This is a genomic window from Streptomyces sp. Qhu_M48, assembly GCF_051305195.1.
Taxonomy (GTDB): Bacteria; Actinomycetota; Actinomycetes; order Streptomycetales; family Streptomycetaceae; genus Streptomyces.
Genome location: NZ_CP195432.1, coordinates 2,353,945 through 2,376,858 on the forward strand (window position 1 = coordinate 2,353,945; position 22,914 = coordinate 2,376,858).

20 protein-coding genes and 1 pseudogene are annotated in these 22,914 nt (G+C 73.4%); 17 read left to right on the forward strand and 4 right to left on the reverse strand.

Features of this window, described 5'->3' with window-relative positions:
* The first annotated feature begins 61 nt into the window (after positions 1 to 61).
* The 3 genes from ACRRSS_RS10925 (at position 62) to ACRRSS_RS10935 (ending at position 3,597) form a co-directional block, all read left to right on the forward strand.
* Positions 62 to 1,426: an aldehyde dehydrogenase family protein gene (locus ACRRSS_RS10925; protein WP_435971014.1), complete on the forward strand. Its 1,365-nt coding sequence runs from the start codon at positions 62 to 64 to the stop codon at positions 1,424 to 1,426.
* 5 nt (positions 1,427 to 1,431) lie between these two features.
* The gene (locus tag ACRRSS_RS10930; protein WP_435971015.1) at positions 1,432 to 2,223 is read left to right on the forward strand and encodes a 3-oxoacyl-ACP reductase; all 792 of its coding nucleotides are present in this window, start codon (positions 1,432 to 1,434) and stop codon (positions 2,221 to 2,223) included.
* Between the two features lie 93 nt (positions 2,224 to 2,316).
* The gene (locus tag ACRRSS_RS10935; protein ID WP_435971016.1) at positions 2,317 to 3,597 is read left to right on the forward strand and encodes an HAD family hydrolase; all 1,281 of its coding nucleotides are present in this window, start codon (positions 2,317 to 2,319) and stop codon (positions 3,595 to 3,597) included.
* Here ACRRSS_RS10935 and ACRRSS_RS10940 read toward each other — a convergent pair.
* A complete protein-coding gene (locus ACRRSS_RS10940; RefSeq protein ID WP_435971017.1) occupies positions 3,594 to 4,796 on the reverse strand; it encodes an amino acid deaminase/aldolase in 1,203 nt (400 codons plus the stop codon). The two genes, ACRRSS_RS10935 and ACRRSS_RS10940, sit on opposite strands and share 4 nt — an antisense overlap.
* 108 nt (positions 4,797 to 4,904) lie before the next feature.
* Here ACRRSS_RS10940 and ACRRSS_RS10945 point away from each other — a divergent pair, with 108 nt between their 5' ends.
* From ACRRSS_RS10945 to ACRRSS_RS10955, 3 genes are all read left to right on the forward strand, one after another.
* Positions 4,905 to 6,320: a hypothetical protein gene (locus ACRRSS_RS10945; RefSeq protein ID WP_435971018.1), complete on the forward strand. Its 1,416-nt coding sequence runs from the start codon at positions 4,905 to 4,907 to the stop codon at positions 6,318 to 6,320.
* Complete coding sequence (gene mycP, locus ACRRSS_RS10950) at positions 6,317 to 7,483, forward strand: type VII secretion-associated serine protease mycosin (protein WP_435971019.1); 1,167 nt, start codon at positions 6,317 to 6,319, stop codon at positions 7,481 to 7,483. Before ACRRSS_RS10945 ends, mycP begins: the two co-directional genes overlap by 4 nt.
* Positions 7,484 to 7,557: 74 nt before the next feature.
* The gene (locus ACRRSS_RS10955) at positions 7,558 to 8,289 is read left to right on the forward strand and encodes an SseB family protein (RefSeq protein WP_435971020.1); all 732 of its coding nucleotides are present in this window, start codon (positions 7,558 to 7,560) and stop codon (positions 8,287 to 8,289) included.
* A 15-nt stretch (positions 8,290 to 8,304) separates the two neighbouring features.
* Here ACRRSS_RS10955 and ACRRSS_RS10960 read toward each other — a convergent pair whose 3' ends face one another.
* Complete coding sequence (locus ACRRSS_RS10960) at positions 8,305 to 8,682, reverse strand: DUF1844 domain-containing protein (protein WP_351899783.1); 378 nt, start codon at positions 8,680 to 8,682, stop codon at positions 8,305 to 8,307.
* 286 nt (positions 8,683 to 8,968) lie between these two features.
* Between ACRRSS_RS10960 and infC the strand changes: the two genes are divergently transcribed.
* The 10 genes and pseudogenes from infC (at position 8,969) to ACRRSS_RS11010 (ending at position 20,272) form a co-directional block, all read left to right on the forward strand.
* Positions 8,969 to 9,715 (forward strand): translation initiation factor IF-3, encoded by a 747-nt coding sequence (infC, locus tag ACRRSS_RS10965; protein ID WP_351899781.1) that lies wholly within the window; start codon positions 8,969 to 8,971, stop codon positions 9,713 to 9,715.
* A gap of 124 nt (positions 9,716 to 9,839) precedes the next feature.
* On the forward strand, positions 9,840 to 10,034 hold the full coding sequence (rpmI, locus tag ACRRSS_RS10970; protein ID WP_073818494.1) for a 50S ribosomal protein L35: 195 nt from the start codon (positions 9,840 to 9,842) through the stop codon (positions 10,032 to 10,034).
* A 106-nt stretch (positions 10,035 to 10,140) separates the two neighbouring features.
* Positions 10,141 to 10,527 carry a 50S ribosomal protein L20 gene (gene rplT, locus ACRRSS_RS10975; RefSeq protein ID WP_024760684.1) on the forward strand — a complete coding sequence of 129 codons (387 nt, stop codon included), beginning with the start codon at positions 10,141 to 10,143 and terminating at the stop codon, positions 10,525 to 10,527.
* A 219-nt stretch (positions 10,528 to 10,746) separates the two neighbouring features.
* Entirely contained in the window at positions 10,747 to 11,586 is an 840-nt protein-coding gene (locus ACRRSS_RS10980) for a TrmH family RNA methyltransferase (RefSeq protein ID WP_435971021.1), read from the forward strand.
* Positions 11,587 to 11,667: 81 nt separating this feature from the next.
* Positions 11,668 to 12,813, forward strand: a complete 1,146-nt coding sequence (locus tag ACRRSS_RS10985) for an ATP-binding protein (protein ID WP_435971022.1) — start codon at positions 11,668 to 11,670, stop codon at positions 12,811 to 12,813.
* A 165-nt stretch (positions 12,814 to 12,978) separates the two neighbouring features.
* A complete protein-coding gene (gene pheS, locus ACRRSS_RS10990) occupies positions 12,979 to 14,106 on the forward strand; it encodes a phenylalanine--tRNA ligase subunit alpha (RefSeq protein WP_435971023.1) in 1,128 nt (375 codons plus the stop codon).
* The gene (gene pheT / locus ACRRSS_RS10995; RefSeq protein WP_435971024.1) at positions 14,106 to 16,634 is read left to right on the forward strand and encodes a phenylalanine--tRNA ligase subunit beta; all 2,529 of its coding nucleotides are present in this window, start codon (positions 14,106 to 14,108) and stop codon (positions 16,632 to 16,634) included. Before pheS ends, pheT begins: the two co-directional genes overlap by 1 nt.
* Positions 16,635 to 16,953: 319 nt before the next feature.
* Positions 16,954 to 18,020, forward strand: a pseudogene (locus ACRRSS_RS11000) (PP2C family protein-serine/threonine phosphatase).
* 318 nt (positions 18,021 to 18,338) lie between these two features.
* The gene (locus ACRRSS_RS11005; protein WP_435971025.1) at positions 18,339 to 19,679 is read left to right on the forward strand and encodes a transcriptional regulator; all 1,341 of its coding nucleotides are present in this window, start codon (positions 18,339 to 18,341) and stop codon (positions 19,677 to 19,679) included.
* A gap of 62 nt (positions 19,680 to 19,741) precedes the next feature.
* Positions 19,742 to 20,272, forward strand: a complete 531-nt coding sequence (locus tag ACRRSS_RS11010; protein WP_351905278.1) for an NUDIX hydrolase — start codon at positions 19,742 to 19,744, stop codon at positions 20,270 to 20,272.
* 93 nt (positions 20,273 to 20,365) lie between these two features.
* Here the strand turns inward: ACRRSS_RS11010 and ACRRSS_RS11015 are convergent, their stop codons facing one another.
* Positions 20,366 to 21,226, reverse strand: coding sequence for a 3-hydroxybutyryl-CoA dehydrogenase (locus tag ACRRSS_RS11015; RefSeq protein WP_351905281.1), 861 nt, complete (start codon positions 21,224 to 21,226; stop codon positions 20,366 to 20,368).
* A 200-nt stretch (positions 21,227 to 21,426) separates the two neighbouring features.
* On the opposite strand from ACRRSS_RS11015, the gene ACRRSS_RS11020 reads away from it, so the two are divergent.
* Positions 21,427 to 22,647 carry a glycoside hydrolase family 10 protein gene (locus tag ACRRSS_RS11020; protein ID WP_435971026.1) on the forward strand — a complete coding sequence of 407 codons (1,221 nt, stop codon included), beginning with the start codon at positions 21,427 to 21,429 and terminating at the stop codon, positions 22,645 to 22,647.
* Positions 22,648 to 22,687: 40 nt separating this feature from the next.
* Here ACRRSS_RS11020 and ACRRSS_RS11025 read toward each other — a convergent pair whose 3' ends face one another.
* A complete protein-coding gene (locus ACRRSS_RS11025; protein WP_435971027.1) occupies positions 22,688 to 22,891 on the reverse strand; it encodes a DUF1918 domain-containing protein in 204 nt (67 codons plus the stop codon).
* Between the last annotated feature and the right edge of the window lie 23 nt (positions 22,892 to 22,914).

Below are 22,914 nucleotides of genomic sequence, written 5' to 3' on the forward strand. Positions count from 1 at the left end.
TTCCGAGCCTCGTACGGCTCCGGCCCGCGCAGGTCTCCGAAACGCCTCTGAGAGGAAAGAGTTGCTCCAGGTACTGAACCCGGCGACCGAGGAGCTGGTCGCCACCGTCCCCGCCGCCACCCCGGCCGACGTCGACGCCGCCGTCGCACGGGCCGCCGCCGCCCAGCGCGGCTGGGCCGCCGCCGCGCCCGCCGACCGGGCCCGGCTGCTCCGCCGCTTCGCCGCCGTCGTCGACGACCACGTCGGGGAACTGGCCCGGCTGGAGGTCACCGAGGCCGGGCACACCATCGGCAACGCCCGCTGGGAGGCCGGCAACGTCCGCGACCTGCTCGACTTCGCCGCCGGGGGAGTGGAGCGCCTCAACGGGCGCCAGATCCCGGTGGCCGGCGGCCTGGACGTCACGATCCTCGAACCGCTCGGTGTCGTCGGCGTCATCGCCCCCTGGAACTTCCCCATGCCGATCGCCGCCTGGGCCACCGCCCCCGCCCTCGCCGCCGGCAACGCCGTCCTCCTCAAGCCCGCCGAGACCACCCCGCTCACCGCGCTCCGGCTCGCCGAACTCGCCCTGGAGGCGGGCCTGCCCGAAGGCCTCTTCCAGGTCCTCCCCGGCACCGGCCCCGTCGCCGGGAACGCCCTCGTCGAACACCCCGGCGTCGCCAAGATCGTCTTCACCGGCTCCACCGCCGTCGGCAAGTCGATCATGGCCAAGTGCGCCGGCCAGGTGAAGCGGGTCACCCTCGAACTCGGCGGCAAGAGCCCCAACATCGTCTTCGCCGACGCGGACCTGGAGGCCGCGGCTGCGGCCACGCCGATGTCCTTCCTCGACAACAGCGGCCAGGACTGCTGCGCCCGCACCCGCGTCCTGGTCCAGCGGAGCGTGTACGACCGCTTCCTGGAGCTCCTCACCCCCGCCATCGAGGAGATCGTCGTCGGCGACCCCGCCGACGAGCGCACCCAGATGGGCCCGCTCATCTCCCGCGCCCAGCTCGACCGCGTCCGCTCCTACGTGGACGGTGCCGCCGAGAGCGCCGTCGGCATCCGGGGCAAGGCCCCCGAAGGCCCCGGCTTCTGGTTCCCGCCGACCGTCCTCACCGGTGTGGCCGAGAACGCCCCCTGCGCCGTCGAGGAGATCTTCGGACCCGTCGCCGTCGTCCTCCCCTTCGAGGACGAGGCCGACGCGATCCGCCTCGCCAACGCCACCGAGTACGGCCTGTCCGGCTCCATCTGGACCCGGGACGTCGGCCGCGCCCTGCGCGCCTCCCGCGCCGTCCGGGCCGGCAACCTCTCCGTCAACTCCCACTCCAGCGTCCGCTACTCGACCCCGTTCGGCGGCTACCGGCAGTCCGGCCTCGGCCGTGAACTGGGCCCCGACGCCCTGACCGCCTTCACCGAAACCAAGAACGTCTTCATCAGCACGGAGGCCTGACCCGCATGAGCACCAGCACCGAAGAGAACGTCTGCCGCCGCCTGGTCGGCCGTACCGCCGTCATCACCGGAGCCGGCAGCGGCATCGGCCTCGCCACCGCCCGCCGCTTCGCCTCCGAGGGCGCCAACGTCGTCTGCGGGGACATCGACGAGACGGCGGGCAAGGCCGCCGCCGAGGAGGTCGGCGGGACCTTCGTCCGGGTCGACGTCACCGACCCCGAGCAGGTCGAGGCGCTGTTCAGGACCGCCTTCGACACCTACGGCTCCGTCGACATCGCCTTCAACAACGCCGGCATCTCACCGCCCGAGGACGACTCCATCCTGGAGACCGGCCTGGAGGCCTGGAAGCGCGTCCAGGACGTCAACCTCACCTCGGTCTACCTGTGCTGCAAGGCCGCCCTGCCCTACATGCGCCGCCAGGGCAAGGGCTCCATCATCAACACCGCCTCCTTCGTCGCGATCATGGGCGCGGCCACCAGCCAGATCTCGTACACCGCCTCCAAGGGCGGCGTGCTCGCCATGTCCCGCGAGCTGGGCGTCCAGTTCGCCCGCGAGGGCATCCGCGTCAACGCCCTCTGCCCGGGGCCCGTCAACACCCCGCTCCTCCAGGAACTGTTCGCCAAGGACCCCGAGCGGGCCGCCCGCCGCCTCGTCCACATCCCCGTCGGCCGCTTCGCCGAGCCCGAGGAGATCGCCGCCGCCGTCGCCTTCCTCGCGAGCGACGACTCCTCCTTCGTCAACGCCAGCGACTTCCTCGTCGACGGAGGCATCGCGGGCGCGTACGTGACCCCGCTCTAGACCGCCGCCACACCCCCACACCCCCACCCGGCAGCCGGGCGTCGCGAGGCGCCCGGCTGTTCCGTGTCCGGAACAGCCCCGACAGGAGTGATCATGAAACAACGCCCCCGACTCCGTACGTCCGCGGCCGCCGCGGCCGCCCTCGCCCTCGCCGCCACGAACCTCGGCGCCGCCACCACCGCCGAGGCGAGGCCCCACGAACACCGCGCGCCCCGGCCGTGCCCCACCCTCACGGTCTCCGAGGGCTGGTACGGCGACAACAGGGCACGCCTCGACGCCCTCGTCGCCGACCACTGCCGCGACAAGGGGCGCAAGCCCGTCGCGGTCTTCGACTGGGACAACACCGTCATCAAGAACGACGTCGGCGACGCCACCCTCTACTGGCTGCTCCGCAACGACCGCCTCCGGCCCCCGAGGAACGGAGACTGGTCCACCACCAGCCGGTACCTGACCCCCCAGGCCGCGGCCGCCCTGGGCGACGCCTGCCCCTCCCGCGTACGCACCCTCCCCACCGCCACCGACACACGCTGCGCCGACGAGATCCTCGCCGTCTACGGAACGGGTGCCACCAGCGGCGGCGCGGACGCGTTCGCCGGCTTCGACCACCGCCGCATGGAACCCCAGTACGCATGGCTCGCCCAGCTCCTGCGCGGCTGGACCACCCGCGAGGTCGAGTCCTTCGCCGCCGCGGCCCGCGCCGAGAACCTCGCCGCCCCGCAGGGCGCCACCCAGCGCGTCGGCACCGCCCGGGTCACCGGCTGGGTCCGCTACTACCCCCAGCAGCGCGACCTGATCCGCACGCTCCGGGCCGCCGGCTTCGACGTCTGGATCGTCTCCGCCTCACCCGAACCCGTCGTCGACGTCTGGGCGAAGGGCGTCGGAGTCGAGCCCTCCCACGCCCTCGGCATCCGCAACACCACCGACCGCGGCCGGCTCACCGCCCACCTCGAGGGCTGCGGGACCGTGCGGGACGGCGAGGACGCGATGATCACCTACATCGACGGCAAGCGCTGCTGGATCAACCAGGAGATCTTCGGCGTCCGCGGCCCCGCCGCCGAGCGCGTCCAGCCCGCCTCCCGGCGCCAGGTCTTCGCCGCCGGCGACTCCGACACCGACATCTCCTTCCTGCGGGACGCCACCGGACTGCGCCTGGTCCTCAACCGCAACAAGAACGAACTCATGTGCCGGGCGTACGAGAACGGCGACGGCCGCTGGGTCGTCAACCCCATGTTCATCGAGCCGAAGCAGCGGAAGACCACCCCGTACCCCTGCGCCACCACCGGATACAGGGCGTCCGACGGCACGGCGGAACCGGTCCGCCGACCCGACGGCAGCGTGATCCCGGACCAGCCGGACCGGGTCTTCCCGTCCTAGAGGAAGGTCTGCCCCTCGCCCCGGTACGTCGGCACGGTCGCCGTGACCCGGTCGCCCTCGACCAGTCGCAGGCTCTCGAACCGCTCGCACAGCTCGCCGGCCTTCGCGTGCCGGAACCACACCTTGTCGCCGATCCGCAGATCGTCGGCCGGCGAGCCGAGCAGCGGGGTCTGCACCTCGCCCGGACCCTCCTGCGGGTCGTACCGCAGGCCCTCCGGCAGGTACGGCACGGGCAGCCGGTCCGGGCCCGCCGCCCCGGACGCGGGATAGCCGCCCCCGAGCACGGTCACCACGCCGACCCCCGGGCGGCGGACGACGGGCTGCGCGAAGAGCGCGGCGGGGCGGCCGCTGAACGAGGTGTAGTTGTCGAAGAGGCGCGGCACGAAGAGCCCCGAACCCGCGGCGATCTCCGTCACCGCGTCCTCGGCGGCCGTGTGCTGCACGCTGCCGGTCCCGCCGCCGTTCACGAACTCCAGGTCCGGAGCGACCGCCCGGACGGCGCGCACCACGGCCGCCCGACGCTCCGCCAGCTCCCTGCGGGCCGCCGCCTGCATCAGCCGGATCGCGCGCGAACGCAGCGGCCGGCCCGCGAGCGCGTCCCCGACCCCCGCGACATGCCCCTCGTACGCCATGATCCCGACCAGCCGGAACCCGGGACGCCGCACCACGGAACGGGCCAGCTCCGCCAGTTCCGCGGGCTCCCGCAGCGGGGAGCGGCGGGCACCGACCCGGATCCGGCCGCCCAGCAGACTCAGTGCCGTGTCCAGCTCCAGACAGACCCGGACCTCCTCCGTGCCGCCCGCCCGGGCGGCGTCGATCAGGTCCAGCTGCGCCACGTCGTCGACCATCACGGTCACGGCGGCGGCGAGCTTCGGGTCCCGCGCGAGCTCCCCGAACCCGGAGCGGTCCGCCGAGGGGTAGGCGAGCAGCACGTCCTCGAACCCGGCGCGCGCCAGCCACAGCGACTCGTCGAGCGTGAACGACATGATCCCGGCGAAGCCCTCCCGCGCCAGCACCCGCTCCAGCAGCGCCCGGCACCGCACGGACTTGCTCGCCACCCGGATCGGCTTGCCCGCGGCCCTGCGGACGAGGTCCGCCGCGTTGGCGTCGAAGGCCTCCAGATCGACGATCGCCACGGGCGCGTCGAGATGAGCGGTGGCCCGGTCGTAACGGGCCCGGTCGGCGGCACGGGGAGTCATGGCCCGAGCTTGCCAGACAGGTTTACGGGTGGGTAGCCCCTGGGTTCCCGTGCCAGGGGGAACAGCCCGTAGAGTGACGGGCATTGTCGACACGAGCGGGGGACGGGGATGACCGGCGAGCAGCGTCCCCGCACGACCTCGCGCATCACCGACGCCCTCCTGCCGACCCGCCCTCCGGAGCCCGCACCGGAGCCGCTCGCGGTGGAGACGACGACGAGGCTCCGGGCGATCCGCCCGTCCGAGGAGCCCCCGCCCCGCCCGGCGACGCCGTCCCCGTCCCACCCGCACCCGGCGACGGGGTCCACGACCCCGCCCCGCCCGACGGCGGCTCCGGCCCGTCCTGTCGCGGGCCCCCCGCGCCCGGCCCCGACGCACCCGACGTCCGGCCGTCCCGCGTCCGACCCCGGCGCCCAGGCACCCGCGCCCCCGGCCCCGCCGCGCCCGGCGACCCGCCCGGCACCCGCGGACCCGCCCGGCGCGGCCACCCCGCAGCCCGCCGCCCCTCGGCCGACGCCCGCTCCCGCCGCCTCCGCTCCCGCCCGCCCGGGCCCGGCCCCGCAGGCCCCGCTCGCCGCCTCCGCTCCCGCGCGCCCGGCTCCGGCCCCGTGGGCGCCGGCCGCCGCTCCGCCCGCCCGGCCCGTCCCGCCCCGTGCCTCCACCCCGGGCACGCCCCACGGCACCCCGGGCGGGCTCCGTACCCCCGGTTTCCCGCCCCCCGAGGTACCCGTCGAGATCACCACGCGGCTGCGCCCCGTGCGCGAGCGGCGTACCGGGCGGACCGTCGCCGTCGCCGTCTGCGCCGTGCTCGGGGCCGGGCTCATCGGCGGCGCCCTCGCCGGGGTGTGGATGGCCGCCGCCGAACCCGGGAAGCCCGCCGAACCCGCCGGGTACACCGAGACGATGGACCTCTGGCACAACGCCCCCGTCGACACCCTCTTCCCCCGCACCCTCGCGGGCCCCGGCGCGGGCCCCGGCGGCGCCGCGCGCACCTGGACCCGGATCGTCGTCGCCCCGGACACCGCGTGCACGCCCGCCGTCCTGGCCAAGGGGCTGCTCGCCACCCTCCGGCCGCTCGGCTGCGAGCGCGTCCTGCGCGCCACGTACACCGACGCCACCGCCAGCGGCGTGATCACCGTCGGCCTCGTGTTCACCCGCGCCGACGTCGCCTCGCAGCGCACCCTCGCCCAGGGTGCCGGAGGGCTCACCGCCCGCCTGGGCGAGGACGTCCCCCCGGCGCTCCCCGGCCCCGGCACCGTCGCCGCCGGCTTCGGCGCGAAGCAGCGGGCCGGCTGGTGGCTCAGCGCCCCCGCCGACCTCCCCGTCGTCGTCACCGCCGTCTCCGGCTTCGCCGACGGCCGGGCCGTCGACCGTCCGCAGCCCGCCGACCGGGCGATGGCCAAGGGCCGCACCGACGCCACCGCGCAGTCCGGTCTCGGCCACGAGGCCAAGAACATCACCATCCGCTTCGAGCGACTGCTCCGCACGACCGCCGCCGCGGCGGCGAAGGAGAAGAACGCCCGGTGACCCGCCTCCGTACCCCCGCGGCCGTCCTCCTCGCCGCCGCGTTCACCGCCCTGCCCGCCACCACGACGCCCGCGCACGCCGACACCATCCGGGCCCGCCAGTGGGGCCTCGAAGCGCTCCACACCACGGAGGCCTGGCGTACCACCAAGGGCAAGGGCGTCACGGTCGCCGTCCTCGACACCGGCGTCGACGCCCAGCACCCGGACCTGGAGGGTTCGGTCCTGCCGGGCCGGGACCTGGTCGGCTTCGGCGCGTCCAGGGGCGACCGCGCCTGGGCGCGGCACGGCACCGCGATGGCCGGGATCATCGCCGGGCACGGCCACGGCCCCGACGGCGGGGACGGCGTCCTCGGCATCGCCCCCGACGCCGAGATCCTTCCCGTACGGGTCATCCTCGAAGGCGCCGACAAGTCCCGGGACAAGGCCCGCAAGACCCGCGGCACCGCCCTCGCCGAGGGCATCCGCTGGGCCGCCGACCACGGCGCCGACGTCATCAACCTCTCCCTCGGCGACGACTCCAAGTCCGCCCATCCCGACGCGGGCGAGGACGCCGCCGTCCAGTACGCGCTCGGCAAGGGCGTCTCCGTCGTCGCCTCCGCGGGCAACGGCGGCGAGAAGGGCGACCACATCTCCTACCCCGCCGCCTACCCCGGGGTCATCGCCGTGACCGCCGTCGACCGCTACGGCACCCACGCCTCCTTCTCCACCAGCCGCTGGTACGCCACCGTCAGCGCCCCCGGCGTCGACATCGCCATCGCCGACCCCGACCGCCGCTACTACGAGGGCTGGGGCACCAGCGCCGCCGCCGCGTTCGCCTCCGGAGCCGTCGCCCTGGTCCGCGCCGCCCACCCCGACCTCACCCCGGCGCAGGTCAAGCGGCTGCTCATCGACACCGCCCGCAGCCGGCCGAAGGGCGGCCGCAGCGACGCCAAGGGGTACGGGACGGTGGACCCGGCCGCCGCGATCGAGGCGGGCGCCCGGATCAAGGGCGGCGACCCGAAGAACAGCGTCACCGGCTACCAGGGCCGGTACTTCGGGCCCGGCCCGGTGCCCGCAGCCGAGGAGAGCCGCCCCATCGGGCTGCTCGCCCCCCTCGCGGGCGGGCTCGGCGCCCTGCTGCTGCTCACCGCCGTCGTCCTGCGCCGCGCCCACCGCACCCGCTGACCGTCCGGGAACCCCCGCCGACCCTCCGGACCCCGGCGGGCCGGGCGCCCCCGGGTCCCGGTTAGGCTCGGTGCGTGGCGCTCAAGAACATCCCGGACCCCGGTTTCTCCGACGACGACGGCACCGCCGACCCACGGCTCGCCGCGGCCCTGGCGGCCTGGGCGGAGGACAGAACCGCCCACGGCCCGGTCCTCGACGCGCTGCGGGAGGCCCGGCTCCTCGTCCCCGTGGTCGCCGTCCTCGGCGAGGTCGAGACCGACGAGAACGGCCTGCGCCGCGAGAAGACCAGCGACATGGCGGTCCCCACTCTCACGGCCGGCGACCGGCGCGCCCTGCCCGCCTTCACCTCGATCGCCGCGCTCGCCCTGTGGGACCCGGAGGCCCGGCCCGTGGCCGTCCCCCTGCACCAGGCGCTCCAGGCGGCCGCGCACGAGAAGGCGGACACGGTCGTCCTGGACCTCGCGGGCCCGGTGCCGTACCAGCTGACGGGTTCGGCCCTGCTCGCCCTGGCCGAGGGCCGCACCAGCGCCGACCCGCTCGACGATCCCGCCGTACGGGAGGCGGTGCGGGCCGCCGTCGCCGCCGAGCCCGCGGTGCTCCGCGCCCACCTGGGCCCCGGCGCCGCCGACGGCACGCTCGCCCTGGTCCTCGCCGGGGACGGCTCGCCCGCGGAGGCCGCGCGGCGTGTGGCCCGCGCCCTGGCCGCCGACGAGACACTGAGGGCCCGCCTGGTGCGGGGCCTCGACCTGGCACTCCTGCCGGCCTCGGCCACCCCTCCGGGCGAGCCCTTCTACGTGAAGCGGTGAAACGGTGACGCGGTCCTAGCCGTACACGGGGCCCGTGTACTTCTCGCCCGGTCCCTGGCCCGGCTCGTCCGGGACCAGGGAGGCCTCGCGGAAGGCGAGCTGGAGGGACTTCAGCCCGTCCCGCAGGGGAGCGGCGTGGAAGGAGGAGACCTCCGTCGCGCCGGCGTCCAGCAGGCCCGCGAGCGCGTGCACCAGCTTGCGGGCCTCGTCGAGGTCCTTGTACTTGTCACCCTCCTCGGTGAGCCCGAGCTTCACCGCGGCGGCGCTCATCAGGTTGACGGCGACGGTCACGATCACCTCGACCGCGGGGACCTCCGCGATGTCGCGGGTCATGGCGTCGAAGTCGGGGGCGTCGGGGGAGTCCGGGGACTCGTTCTGGGGCGTCTCGCTCATGCCCCATACGATATGCCGGTCCTCGGTTAGCGGAGACCGCCGGGTCCTGCTAACCTTGTGTAACGACCGGCCGGACACGTGTGTGCCCGGCCCACAAGTGGAGGCTCCGTACTCCCACCTGACCACCCTCGCGGGTGGCGGGTCACCGGTCAGGTGGCGCCCATCGTTCCGTACGGACGATGGAGCCGCCCGATGTGCGCCCCGCGGTTGACCGCGGCGGTGCTCCGGTATTTCCGTGGAGCCCCGCCTGTGTCCCGTCCGGGGCTTTTTTCATGCACCGGCTCGGGTGGCCAGAAACAGACAGTGCGCGTCCGTCCGCCAGGCGGTCGCGTGGTGCTACCTAGGAGGATCCATCAGCGCCGAGCCCCGCATCAACGACAGGATTCGCGTTCCCGAGGTGCGACTTGTCGGACCCAGCGGCGAGCAGGTCGGGATTGTTCCGCTTGCCAAGGCCCTGGAGCTCGCACAGGAGTACGACCTCGACCTGGTCGAGGTAGCGGCGACCGCCCGTCCGCCCGTGTGCAAGCTCATGGACTACGGGAAGTTCAAGTACGAGTCGGCCATGAAGGCCCGTGAGGCGCGCAAGAACCAGGCGCACACGGTCATCAAGGAGATGAAGCTCCGGCCGAAGATCGACCCGCACGACTATGACACCAAGAAGGGTCACGTCGTCCGGTTCCTCAAGCAGGGTGACAAGGTCAAGATCACGATCATGTTCCGTGGTCGTGAGCAGTCCCGTCCCGAGCTTGGTTTCCGGCTGCTTCAGCGGCTGGCGTCGGACGTCGAGGAGCTTGGCTTCATCGAGTCCAACCCGAAGCAGGACGGCCGGAACATGATCATGGTTCTCGGCCCGCACAAGAAGAAGACCGAGGCCATGGCCGAGGCGCGTGAGGCCCAGGCCGCACGCAAGGCCGAGCGCCAGGGCGTCACCTCCGAGGAGACGTCCGAGGCTCCGGCCGCCGAGGCCGACGCCCCGGTCGCCGAGGCCGAGGCTCCGGTCGTCGAGGCTCCGGCCGAGACCCCCGAGGCGTGACCCGACGGGCTGCCATCCAGGCAGCCCTGGGCCCCGCCCGGACCCACCGAACACAGAATTGACGCTCCCGGAGCGCCGGTGCCCGCACCGGTGGGGAGCGCCACTGACGAGGAGATACGGCGCGATGCCGAAGAACAAGACGCACTCCGGTGCCAAGAAGCGCTTCAAGGTCACCGGCTCCGGCAAGATCCTGCGCGAGCGCGCCGGCAAGCGCCACCTGCTCGAGCACAAGTCGTCCAAGCTGACGCGTCGCCTCACCGGCACCGCGGAGATGGCCCCGGGCGACGCGGCCAAGATCAAGAAGATGCTGGGCATCTGATCTGATCCCCCGCCCTCGGCGACGAGGGCGTCCGGCCAAGTCCGGGACCCATTCGTTTTTCGGGTCGTGTGAGTCCAACCACGACCCCGCTACAAGGAGTTAACAAGTGGCACGCGTCAAGCGGGCAGTCAACGCCCACAAGAAGCGCCGGGCGATTCTCGAGGCGGCCTCCGGCTACCGCGGTCAGCGTTCGCGCCTGTACCGCAAGGCCAAGGAGCAGGTCACCCACTCGCTGGTCTACAACTACAACGACCGCAAGAAGCGCAAGGGCGACTTCCGCCGTCTGTGGATCCAGCGCATCAACGCCGCTGCCCGCCAGAACGGCATGACGTACAACCGCCTCATCCAGGGTCTGAACGCCGCCAACATCGAGGTGGACCGCAAGATCCTCGCCGAGCTGGCCGTCAACGACATCAACGCGTTCGCCGCGCTGGTCGAGGTCGCGCAGAAGGCTCTGCCGGCCGACGTCAACGCCCCGAAGGCCGCCGCCTGATCTTCCAGGCCGCAGTACCTCCGCCCGGACCCGCAGGCGCGCACGCGCCTGCGGGTCCGGGTGCGTCCGCCCCCTGGAGGGTGTTCGGCGGAACCGGGCCGGTCCGGCCCGGAGCCGCCGCCCCCGGGCACCGAAGCCGCCGGTCACCGCAACCGCCCGGCGGGTGGAACCCCCGGACCCCGTAGCCACCCGGCCCCGAAGAGAGAACCGCCGCACCTCATGGTCACCCCCGAGCTGATCTCCCCGCGTTCCCCGCGCGTCGTCGCCGCCCGGCGGCTCGCCAAGCGCAACTTCCGGGGCAAGGACCGCCTCTTCATCGCCGAGGGCCCGCAGGCTGTCCGCGAGGCCGTCGAGCACCGCGGCTCCACCGGAGAGCCCACGCTCGTCGAGCTCTTCACCACCGTCGAGGCCGCCGAGCGCCACAGCGCCATCATCGACGCCGCCCTCGCCGCCGGCGCCCGTGTCCACCCCGCCTCCGACGCCGTCCTCGCCGAGGTCTCCCAGACCGTCACCCCGCAGGGGATCGTCGGCGTCTGCCGGTTCCTCGACTCGCCGTTCGAGGAGATCGTCGCGGCCCGGCCCAAGCTGGTCGCCGTCCTCGCCCACGTACGCGACCCGGGGAACGCCGGCACCGTGCTGCGCTGCGCCGACGCCGCCGGCGCCGACGCGGTCGTCCTCACCGACGCCTCCGTCGACCTGTACAACCCGAAGTCCGTCCGGGCCTCCGTCGGCTCCCTCTTCCACCTGCCGGTCGCCGTCGGCGTCCCCGTCGAGCAGGTCGTCGCCGGCCTGAAGGGCGCGGGCGTCCGGATCCTCGCCGCCGACGGGGCCGGCCAGGACGACCTCGACGCCGAGCTCGACGCCGGCACCATGGGCGGCCCCACCGCCTGGATCTTCGGCAACGAGGCCTGGGGGCTGCCCGAGGAGACCCGGGCCCTCGCCGACGCCGTCGTCCGCGTCCCCATCCACGGCAAGGCCGAGAGCCTCAACCTCGCCACCGCCGCCGCGGTCTGTCTGTACGCCTCCGCCCGCGCCCAGCGCCCCCGAACCTCCGCCTGAGGGGTCCATTCCGCCCTCCCCGCCCAGTAGAGTGACGCACTCGGGGGCCCACCGCGCTACCCGGAGGGGTGGGGAACGGGGATGACGGTCGGCACGGACAGTCCCGCACAGGCACGGAGCGCCGAGCCGCACGCCCCGGAGCCACCGGACCCGGCGGACGTGACCGACGGTTTCGCCGGGGTCCGCCCCGACGACCTGCCCGACGGGCTCGTCGTCGCCGACGAGAACGGCCGCGTCGTCTGCTTCAACGCCGCCGCCAGCCGTATCACCGCCGTCCCCGGCGACCGCGCCCTCGGCCTCCCCCTGGACGTGGCGCTGCCCCTGGAAGACCTCAAGGGGCGCCGCTGGTGGTCACTGACCGACCCGTACGGCGGGCTCGCCACCCGCCGCGGCCAGCCCGAGCGCAACCTCCTGCTGCCCGGCGGCCGCGAGGTCCTCGTCTCCGCCCGGTACGTCCGCGAGCACCCCACCGGCCCGGTGCGCCGGGTCGTGGTCTCGCTGCGCGGCACCGAGGCGCGCCGCCGCACCGAGCGCAGCCACGCCGAGCTCATCGCCACCGTCGCCCACGAACTGCGCTCCCCGCTGACCTCCGTCAAGGGCTTCACCGCCACCCTCCTGACCAAGTGGGAGCGGTTCAACGACGAGCAGAAGCGGCTGATGCTGGAGACCGTCGACGCCGACGCGGGCCGCATCAAGCGGCTCATCGCCGAACTCCTCGACATCTCCCGGATCGACTCCGGCCGGCTGGAGGTGCGCCGCCAGCCCGTCGACATCGCCGCCGCCGTCGGCCGGCACGTCCAGGTGCACACCACCGGCGGCCAGTCCCCGGACCGGTTCTTCGTACGGATCAGGCCCCAGCTGCCCGCCCTCTGGGCCGACCCCGACAAGATCGACCAGATCCTCGGGAACCTCCTCGAAAACGCGGTGCGCCACGGGGAGGGAACCGTCACCATCGAGGTGGCACCCGCGAGCGCGGGCGACGACGGAGAAGAGGGGACGGAGGTCACCGTGAGCGACGAGGGCCCCGGCATCCCCGAGGAGTCGATGAGCCGCGTCTTCACCCGCTTCTGGCGGGGCAGCAAACGCGGCGGCACCGGACTCGGTCTCTACATCGTCAAGGGCGTCGTCGAGGCCCACGGCGGCACCATCACGGTCGGAAGGGGCCCCCGAGGCGGGGCCGAGTTCCGATTTATCCTGCCCGTCGGCACCCCGGCCCATCTCATCTGACGAGATCTGACAGGAATCAGACAGGATCGGACGAGATCAAAGGCCGCCCGGCCTGCCCACGGGCTCATTCGCGTCCCCCCACCCCGTTAGACTCGTCCTTTGGCACGTTTGCGCCCTTGACGTCGAGCGGGGCCGCCCAGCCAGCCAACGGAAGCACGGGAAGAGATGTCCGCACCCAATAAGTCGTACGACCCGGTTGAGGTCGAGGCACTGAAACCGGAAGAGATCGAGCGCATGCGGGACGAGGCGCTCGCCGCCTTCGCCACCGCGGGCGACCTCGACGCGCTCGCGCAGGCGAAGACCGCGCACACCGGTGGCACCTCGCCGCTGGCGCTCGCCAACCGGGAGATCGGTGCCCTGCCCCCGCAGGCGAAGGCCGCCGCCGGAAAGCTCGTGGGCCAGGCCCGCGGCGTCGTCTCCAAGGCGCTCGCCGCCCGCCAGACCGAGCTGGAGGCCGAGCGTGACGCCCGCGTCCTCGTCGAGGAGGCCGTCGACGTCACCCTGCCGTACGACCGCGTCCCGGCCGGTGCCCGCCACCCGCTGACCACCCTCATGGAGCGCGTCGCCGACGTGTTCGTCTCCATGGGGTACGAGGTCGCCGAGGGTCCCGAGGTCGAGGCGGAGTGGTTCAACTTCGACGCCCTCAACTTCGTCCCGGACCACCCGGCGCGCCAGATGCAGGACACCTTCTTCGTCCAGGGCCCTGAGGGCACCACGGGCGACGAGTCCGGTGTCGTGCTCCGTACGCACACCTCCCCGGTGCAGGCCCGCACGCTCATCGACCGGGAGCCCCCGGTCTACGTCGTGTGCCCCGGCCGCGTCTACCGGACCGACGAGCTCGACGCCACGCACACCCCGGTCTTCCACCAGATCGAGCTGCTCGCCGTCGACGAGGGCCTGACGATGGCCGACCTCAAGGGCACCCTGGACCACATGGTCCAGGCGCTCTTCGGGCCGGACATGAAGACCCGGCTCCGCCCGAACTTCTTCCCCTTCACCGAGCCGTCCGCCGAGATGGACATGCTCTGCTACGTCTGTCGTGGCGAGTCCGTCGGCGACCCCGACCGCCCCTGCCGCACCTGCGGCAGCGAGGGCTGGATCGAGCTCGGCGGCTGCGGCATGGTCAACCCGAAGGTGCTCGTCGCCTGTGGCGTGGACCCCGAGAAGTACAGCGGATTCGCCTTCGGGTTCGGCATCGAGCGGATGCTGATGTTCCGCCACAACGTCGACGACATGCGAGACATGGTCGAGGGTGACGTCCGGTTCACCCGGCCGTTCGGGATGGAGATCTGATGCGGGTCCCGCTTTCTTGGCTGCGGGAGTACGTCGACCTGCCGGCGACGGAGACCGGGCGTGACGTCCAGGCCAAGCTCATTTCGGCAGGCCTCGAGGTCGAGACCGTCGAGCAGCTCGGCGCCGGCCTGACCGGCCCGCTGGTGGTCGGCAAGGTCCTCACCATCGAGGAGCTGACGGATTTCAAGAAGCCCATCCGCTTCTGCACCGTCGACGTCGGCCAGGCCAACGGCACCGGCGAGCCCCAGGAGATCATCTGCGGCGCCCGGAACTTCGCCGCCGGGGACAAGGTCGTCGTGGCCCTGCCCGGCGCCGTGCTCCCGGGTGACTTCCGGATCGCCGAGCGCAAGACGTACGGCCGTGTCTCCCGGGGCATGATCTGCTCCGGCGACGAGCTCGGCATGGGCGACGACGGCACGCACGGCATCATCGTGCTGCCGCCGGAGCACGAGATCGGCACCGACGCCACGGTCCTCCTGGAGCTCTACGACGAGGTCCTCGACATCGCCGTCACCCCGGACCGCGGCTACTGCCTCTCGATGCGCGGTGTCGCCCGTGAGACGGCCACCGCCTACGGGCTGCCGCTGCGCGACCCGGCGCTCCTCGACGTGCCCGCGCCCAACTCGTACGGCTACCCGGTCCAGATCACCGACCCCATCGGCTGCGACCGCTTCACCGCGCGCACCGTCGTCGGTCTGGCGCCCGAGGCCCGCTCCCCGATCTGGATGCGCCGCCGGCTCCAGAAGGCCGGCATGCGTCCGATCTCGCTGGCCGTCGACGTCACCAACTACGTGATGCTGGAGCTCGGCCAGCCGCTGCACGCCTACGACCGCAGCCGGCTCGACGGCCCCATCGGGGTCCGCCGCGCCGACGCCGGCGAGAAGATCACCACTCTCGACGGCACCGTGCGCGTCCTGGACGCCGCGGACCTGGTCATCACCGACAACCGCGGCCCGATCGGCATCGCCGGTGTCATGGGCGGCGCCCACACGGAGATCGCGGACCCGGAGACCGACCCCGAGACCGGCTACATCACCGGCACCTCCGAGGTCGTCATCGAGGCCGCGCACTTCGACGCGATCTCGATCGCGCGGACGGCCCGCCGTCACCGGCTCGCCTCCGAGGCGTCCAAGCGCTTCGAGCGCGGCGTCGACCCGCAGGCCGCCGCGGCCGCCGCGCAGCGCACCGTCGACCTCCTCGTGCTGCTCGCGGGCGGCACGGCCGAGGCCGGCGTCACCGAGATCAGCGCCCCGTCCGCGCCGCGCACGATCACCATGCCGGCGAACCACCCGGACAAGGTCGCGGGCGTCGGCTACGGCCGCGAGACCGTCGTCCGCCGCCTCCAGGAGGTCGGCTGCGACGTCTACGGCCAGGACGAGCTCGTCGTCACCGTGCCGTCGTGGCGCCCCGACCTGGGCGAGCCGAACGACCTCGCCGAAGAGGTCATCCGGCTGGAAGGCTACGAGAACCTGCCCTCCACGCTGCCGAAGCCGCCGGCCGGCCGCGGGCTCACCGAGCGCCAGCGCGTCCACCGCCGGGTGGGCCGCGCCCTGGCCGGTGCCGGTTACGTCGAGGCGCTGAACTACCCGTTCATCGGGGAGCAGGCCCTCGACAACCTCGGTCTCGACGCGGACGACGCCCGTCGCCGACTCGTCACCCTGGTCAACCCGATCTCGGACGAGGAGCCCGCGCTCCGCACGACCCTGCTCCCGGGTCTGCTCGGCGCGCTCCGCCGGAACGACAGCCGTGGAAGCCACGACCTGGCGCTCTTCGAGACCGGTCTGGTCTTCCGTCCCCAGGGGCAGCCCGGCGTCGCCGTCCGGCTGCCCGTCGACCGCCGCCCCACCGACGAGGAGATCGCCGAGGTCAACGCCGCGCTGCCCGCGCAGCCGCGCCGTGCCGCCGTCGTCCTCACTGGTGCGCGCGAGCAGGCCGGCTGGTGGGGCAAGGGCCGTCCGTCCGACTGGGCCGACGCGGTCGAGGCCGGCCGGACCGTGGCCGCCGAGGCCGGGGTCGAGCTGATCATCAGCGCCGACCGGCACGCCCCGTGGCACCCGGGCCGCTGCGCCGCGTTCCACGTCGAGGTGGACGGCGAGAAGGTCCTCGTCGGTCACGCCGGCGAGCTCCACCCGCGCGTGGTGAAGGCGTTCGGTCTGCCGGCGCGCAGCTGCGCGATGGAGATCGACCTGGACCTGCTGGAGAAGGCGAACGAGGGTCCGCTCAAGGCCCCCCGGATCTCCTCCTTCCCGGTCGCCACCCAGGACGTCGCCCTGGTCGTCGCCCACGACGTCCCGGCCGCCGACGTCCAGGCCGCCCTCAGCGAGGGCGCGGGTGAACTCCTGGAGTCCGTCCGGCTGTTCGACGTCTACACCGGCGACCAGCTCGGCGAGGGCACCAAGTCCCTGGCGTACGCCCTGAGGTTCCGCGCCCCGGACCGCACGCTCACGGTCGACGAGGCCACCGCGGCCCGCGACGCGGCGGTGGCCCTGGCCGCCGAGCGCACGGGAGCCGTCCTGCGCGGCGCCTGACGCGCGAGCACGTCACCAGGAGGGCCGCCCCGGGGATTCCCCGGGGCGGCCCTCCGGCCGTTTCCCCGGTTCCGGCGAGCCCCGCGTGGCGGGAGCGCGGGGCTCCGCCCCGCGTACGCGCGAGCGGTGTCCGGCCGTGCGTGCGCGTGGCGGAGCCCTGGCGAAGGGCGGCGTGGCGGGGGTGCTCACTCCTTCGGGTGAGATCGTCGAGGGGTGTTCCCCGGTGGCCCGTGCGGTCGGCAGAATCGACGCGGCCGCAGGGGCGGACCTGTGAGCCGCAGGGCCTTCGGGCGCTGTCGGGGCTCGGGAAGGGCCGTGCATGATCCGTACGAGGTCGTTGGTCTCCGATGGCTCCCGGCTCCGCCGGCTGGCCCCGCTCGCTCTTCCCACCGCGTGGGGCGCGGTGGCCGTGGCATGGAAGTTCGGCTGTCCGCTGGCGCGGCAGCCGGGACTGCCGATGAGGATCGCCACCAGTGTCGTCTTCCTCACCGTCGGCATCGGTCTGGTGCTCGGGCTCCGGCGCGGGCCGGCCTGTGAGCTGGCGCGGGCGCGGGCCGTCGCGCACGTCACCCAGCAGGTGCTGCTGCGCACGCCACCCGACCGCCTCGACGGACTCAGGCTGGCGGCCGGGCAGTTGTCCGCCTTCCGGGGCGCCTCCGTCGGCGGCGATCTGTACGAGGCGGTGGCCACCCCGTACGGGGTGCGGATCGTCATCGGGGACGTCCGGGGGCACGGTCTCGCCGCGCTCGGCGCGGTGGTCGCCGTGCTCGGGAGTTTCCGCGAGGCCGCCCATGACGAAGCCGAACTCGGCGGGGTGCTGCGGCGTCTCGAACGGGCCCTGGAGCGGCATCTGCGGGAGCGGGCCCGGGACGAGCATCCGGCGCGGTCCGGGACGGAGCCGACGCATCCGGTGGCGGAGGAGTTCGTGACCCTGCTGCTCCTGGAGGTCCGGTCGGACGGCCGGCTCGCCGTGCTCAACTGCGGTCACCCCGGCCCGTACCGCCTCGGGCGGACGGCGGAGCGGCTGCCGGTCGGCGAACCGCTTCCCCGCTGGGAGTCCTGCCCCTGCCCGCCGCGCCCGTTCCGTACACGGCGGCCCGGCTGCTGCCCGGCGAGACGCTGGTGCTCCACACCGACGGCGCGGAGGAGGCCCGTGACCGCCGGGGCCGGTTCTTCGCGCTCGGCACCGCGCTGGCCGGGATGCCGGGCGAGGCGCCCGCGGACCTGGTCCGCCGGATCCACACGGCGCTGCTGCACCACACGGGCGGCCGGCTCGCGGACGACGTCGCGCTGCTCGTCGTACGCAACGACCGTGTCCGGGTGCCGGCGCAGCCCGCCGAACCCGGGCTGCGCCGCCCCCGGCCCGCCTCCTCCTCCCACTGCTGAGGGGAGGGGGCGGTGCCGGCGTCGCCCGCCCCGCCACGGAGTGTCGGGCAGATCAGCGGGGCGGGCGACACGGACCGGGCGGCCGCACTGTTTGAGGGGGGAGCCGGCGGCCCGGTCGTCGCCTTGCGGCGAGAAGCACAGTCAATCGGTACGGGGACGAGCGCGGCAGAGTACGCGGACCGGAAGAACGAGTACTCCGTTCACACCCCGTGCGAAATCCGCCGCGCGGAGTTGACCCGAAGGGGGCCCTCCGGACCGGTTCGTCCCGTACGAAATCGGCCACCGCTACGCTGAGTTCACCGAGCGACCGGAGCGGCCATGCAGCCCAACACCTTGCTCGACGCCCTGCTCGACGAGGCGGGCGTCTCGAACGCCGGCCTGGCCGCCCATGTGAACCGGGCCGGCCGGGCCAGGGGTCTTCCCCTGCGGTACGAACACACCGCCGTGGCGCGCTGGTTGAAGGGTCAGCGGCCGCGTGGCCAGGTGCCGGACCTGATCTGCGAGGTGCTCGCCGCGCGGCTGCACCGGCAGGTGACCCTGGACGACATCGGTTTCGGGGTGCCGGACGGCCCGCTGCCCGCGACCGGTTCGCCGCTCTCCGGGTTCGTGGAGCGGGCGGCCGCCCTGTGGCGCTCCGACGAGCAGCAGCGGCCGCACATAGTCGGTGCGCCGGCTGTGACCGGAACCCCCGCGGTGATGCCCGTGTGGGAGTGGGAGAACCCGCCGGAGGACATGGACGTCTCCCGCTCGGGCCGGACGTCGGTCTCGGCCGCCGACATCACGGTGCTGAGCGCCGCCCGGTCCCACTACGAGCAGATGTACCGCAAGGCCGGGGGCATCGCGACCCGGGCCCGGATCGTCGGCTTCCTCACCACCGAGACCGCGCCGCTGCTGCGGGGCTCGTACGACGACGCCCTCGGCCGGCGGCTGCACCGGGCCACCGGCGGACTCGTCGCGGTGGCGGGCATCTGCGCGTACGACGCCGACGCGCACGGCCTCGCCCAGCGCTACTTCCACCAGGCGCTGCGGCTCGCCAAGGCGAGCGGGGACCGGGGGCTGGGCGGTTATGTGATCGCGCTGCTCGTCAACCAGTCGTTGTTCATGGGGGAGTACCGGCAGGCGGTCGCGTTCGCGGAGGCGGCGCTGCGGACGGCGGGGCGGCAGATCACTCCGGCGCTCGCCGCCGATCTGTCGGCGATGCAGGCGAAGGCGTACGCGCGTCTGGGCGACGGGGTCGCCGCGCTGGCGTGCATCCGGCGGGCCGAGTCTGCGGCGGAGCGGATCAGCCCTGGGGAGGAGCCGGCCGAGACGGGGTACGTCCAGCCGGGTTTCGTCAACGTCCAGGTCGCGGAGGCCCTGCTCAGTCTGGGTGATCTCGCCGCCGCCCACGAACACGCGTCGATGGCGGTGGGCACGCCCTCGCACGACCGGGGCCGGGTGCACCGGCTCGCCATGCTGTGCCAGATCGAACTGCGGCGGGGGGAGGCGGACGGGGCGGCGCGCACGGCCGTGGAGATGACCGAGCGGGCACGGGGGATGGAGTCGCGGCGGCTGCGGGACCGGCTGCGTCAGGTGCGGGAGCATCTGCTCGCGAGCGGCGGAGGCGATGCCCGGGAGGCGGCGGCTCTCATCGACGGAGCGCTCCGCGTTCCCCTGTGAGGAGCCAACTGCTGCGATATTGCCACCAAACAAGCACCGACCAGTCGGAAGGTGGCAAGAACGTGCAGTGGACGAAACTGAGTGAACACTCTGTCTATGAGAATCGCTGGTTCCAGGTGAACCTCGCGGACGTCGAACTCCCGGACGGCCGCCACCTCGACCACTATCTGATCCGGCTCCGTCCGGTGGCCGTCGCGACCGCGGTCAACGACGCCGACGAAGTCCTGATGCTCTGGCGCCACCGCTTCATCACGGACAGCTGGGGCTGGGAGCTGGCCGCCGGAGTCGTCGAGGACGGCGAGGACATCGAGACCGCCGCCGCCCGCGAGATGGAGGAGGAGACCGGCTGGCGGCCGGGGCCGCTGCGCCATCTCCTCACCGTCGAGCCCTCCAACGGCCTCACCGACGCCCGCCACCACCTCTACTGGGCGGAGCGGGCCACGTACACCGGACCGCCGGAGGACGCGTTCGAGTCCTCGCGACGGGCCTGGGTCCCGCTGAAACAGGTCCCCGACATGATCGCCCGGGGCGAGATCCCGGCCGCCAACATGGCCGCCGGGCTGTTGATGCTCCACCATCTGCGCCTCGGCTGAGACGCGCGCCGCGCCCCGACCGCGGGCGGGAACGCCGGACGGCCCGTACCTGTGCGGGTGTACGGGCCGTCCGGTGCCTGGGGGTGCGGCGGATCAGGGGTACGGGTAGAAGCCCGAGCCCGTCTTCCGGCCGAGCCGGCCCGCGTCCACCATGCGCTGGAGCAGCGGGGGAGCGGCGTACAGCGGCTCCTTGAACTCCGCGTACATCGAGTCGGCGATCGAGGCGATCGTGTCCAGACCGATCAGGTCCGAGAGCTTCAGCGGGCCCATCGGGTGGGCGCAGCCGAACTCCATGCCGTTGTCGATGTCGTCGCGGCTCGCGATGCCCGACTCGAACATCCGGATCGCCGAGAGGAGGTACGGCACGAGCAGCGCGTTGACCACGAAGCCCGAACGGTCCTGCGCGCGGATCGCGTGCTTGCCGAGGGCCTTCTCCGCGAAGGCCTGGGCGCGGCTGATCGTGCCCTCGGAGGTGGTGAGGGCCGGGATCAGCTCCACGAGCTTCTGCACCGGGGCCGGGTTGAAGAAGTGGATGCCGATGACCTGGTCGGGGCGGGAGGTCGCCACGGCCAGCTTCACCAGCGGGATGGACGAGGTGTTCGAGGCCAGGATGGCGTCCGGGCGGGTCATCACCTGGTCGAGGATCTGGAAGATCTCGGTCTTGACCTGCTCGTTCTCCACGACCGCCTCGATGACGAGGTCGCGGTCGGCGAACTCGCCCAGGTCGGTGGTGAAGCTGAGCCGCGCGAGCGTCGCGTCCCGCTCCTCCTCGGTGATCTTGCCGCGTTCGGCGGCCTTCGCCAGCGAGTTGTAGAGCCGTGTGCGGCCGATCTCCAGCGCCTCGCCGGTGGTCTCGGCGACCTTCACCTCAAGGCCGCTCCGGGCACACACCTCTGCGATGCCCGCGCCCATCTGGCCGCAGCCCACCACTCCGACGCGCTCAATGTCGGCCATGGAGTCCGTCACCTCGTGCCTTTCGCTCTTCTCTGGCGGCGGGGGCCACCGTGTGATTCCGGGTGCGTCCGCCTCGACCCCACGACGTTACCGCTCATTAACCGATGATCGATCGCCCAGGGCGGGCATGCTGTCCGGGTAGGTGTGACGTATCCGACAGAAGAGGGGTACAAGTGCGGCCTATCGGCAGAAGAGGGTTCGTGGCCGGTGCCACCGGAGCGGTGCTCGCCGTGACGGGAGCGACAGGGACGACGCCGGCCGGGGCCGAGCGGCGGAAACGGAGCAGACCGCTCCGCCGCACGCAGTTCCGCGGCATGTGGGTGGCGACGGTCGCCAACCGCGACTGGCCCTCCCGGACCGGCCTGCCGGCCGCCGAACAGCGCGCGGAACTCCTCGCCCACCTGGACACGGCGGTCGAGCGCCGGCTCAACGCGGTCGTCCTCCAGGTCCGGCCGACCGCCGACGCGCTGTGGCCCTCGCCGTACGAGCCGTGGGCACAGTGCCTCACCGGGACGCAGGGCCGCGATCCCGGCTGGGACCCGCTCGGCACGGCCGTCGAGGAGGCACACGCGCGGGGCCTCGAACTGCACGCCTGGTTCAACCCGTACCGAGTGGCGAATCACACGGACCGGACCCGGCTCGTCGCCGGTCACCCGGCCCGGGTCAACCCGGGGTGGGCGCTGCCCTACGGCGGCAGGCTCTACTACAACCCGGGGCTGCCCGAGGTCCGGCGCTTCGTCCAGGACGCGATGCTGGACGCGCTGCGCCGCTATGCCATCGACGCCGTGCACTGGGACGACTACTTCTATCCGTACCCGGTGGCCGGGCAGGTCTTCGCCGACGACGAGGCGTACGCGCGGTACGGCGGGGACTTCCCCGACAAGGCGTCCTGGCGGCGGAACAACACCGACCTGCTCGTCTCCGAGATGTCCGCGCGGATCAAGGAGATCAAGCCGGACGTGGACTTCGGGGCGAGCCCCTTCGGGATCTGGCGGAACATCGCCACCGACCCCGAGGGCTCGGAGACCAGCTCCGGCGTCCAGACCTACGACGACCTGTACGCCGACACCCGGAAGTGGATCCGGGAGGGCTGGCTGGACCACGTGGTGCCACAGCTGTACTGGAACATCGGCATGCCCGGCTCCGACTACGCGAAGCTGCTGACCTGGTGGGACGGGGTGGTGCGGGGCACCGGCGTCGGCCTCTACATCGGCGAGGCGCTCTACAAGGCGGGCGACCCCGCCCAGCCCGCGGCCTGGCGGGACCCGGAGGAGCTGTCACGCCACCTGGAGCTGGCCGCCGCGTACCCGTCGGTGGGCGGTCACTGCTACTTCGCCGCGAAGGAGGTCGCGGCGGACCCGATCGGGGCGATGACCACCGTGGTGGCCGACCACTACCCGAGCGTGGTCCGTCCGCCGTGACGGGGACGGCGGCGGGCCGGCGCCGGGACGGTACCGGCTCTCAGCCGGTGCCCGCCTCTGGGTGACGGCGTACGACGGTGTCGGGACCGGGTGACATCAGGGCCTCGTGACCGTCGTCGTCGAACTTCACGCGGTACGGGGGAGTGCCGTCCTCCCCCAGCACCTGAAGGACCTCGGCCGTACGGTCGTGGTGACCGACGGTCCTGCCGTGCACCAGCAGTTTGTCGCCCACGTTCGCCTGCATCGGGGTGACCTCCTCGCGACCGG

Excerpts from the sequence above, each read along its gene's own strand:
- rpmI (WP_073818494.1), top strand. The coding sequence starts at position 9,840 with ATGCCGAAGAACAAGACGCACTCCGGTGCCAAGAAGCGCTTCAAGGTC.
- ACRRSS_RS10980 (WP_435971021.1), top strand. The coding sequence starts at position 10,747 with ATGGTCACCCCCGAGCTGATCTCCCCGCGTTCCCCGCGCGTCGTCGCC.
- ACRRSS_RS10985 (WP_435971022.1), top strand. The coding sequence starts at position 11,668 with ATGACGGTCGGCACGGACAGTCCCGCACAGGCACGGAGCGCCGAGCCG.
- ACRRSS_RS11005 (WP_435971025.1), top strand. The coding sequence starts at position 18,339 with ATGCAGCCCAACACCTTGCTCGACGCCCTGCTCGACGAGGCGGGCGTC.
- ACRRSS_RS11025 (WP_435971027.1), bottom strand. The coding sequence starts at position 22,891 with ATGCAGGCGAACGTGGGCGACAAACTGCTGGTGCACGGCAGGACCGTC.
- ACRRSS_RS10935 (WP_435971016.1), top strand. The coding sequence starts at position 2,317 with ATGAAACAACGCCCCCGACTCCGTACGTCCGCGGCCGCCGCGGCCGCC.
- ACRRSS_RS10960 (WP_351899783.1), bottom strand. The coding sequence starts at position 8,682 with ATGAGCGAGACGCCCCAGAACGAGTCCCCGGACTCCCCCGACGCCCCC.
- ACRRSS_RS10940 (WP_435971017.1), bottom strand. The coding sequence starts at position 4,796 with ATGACTCCCCGTGCCGCCGACCGGGCCCGTTACGACCGGGCCACCGCT.
- pheS (WP_435971023.1), top strand. The coding sequence starts at position 12,979 with ATGTCCGCACCCAATAAGTCGTACGACCCGGTTGAGGTCGAGGCACTG.
- ACRRSS_RS10930 (WP_435971015.1), top strand. The coding sequence starts at position 1,432 with ATGAGCACCAGCACCGAAGAGAACGTCTGCCGCCGCCTGGTCGGCCGT.
- ACRRSS_RS11015 (WP_351905281.1), bottom strand. The coding sequence starts at position 21,226 with ATGGCCGACATTGAGCGCGTCGGAGTGGTGGGCTGCGGCCAGATGGGC.
- pheT (WP_435971024.1), top strand. The coding sequence starts at position 14,106 with ATGCGGGTCCCGCTTTCTTGGCTGCGGGAGTACGTCGACCTGCCGGCG.
- ACRRSS_RS10945 (WP_435971018.1), top strand. The coding sequence starts at position 4,905 with ATGACCGGCGAGCAGCGTCCCCGCACGACCTCGCGCATCACCGACGCC.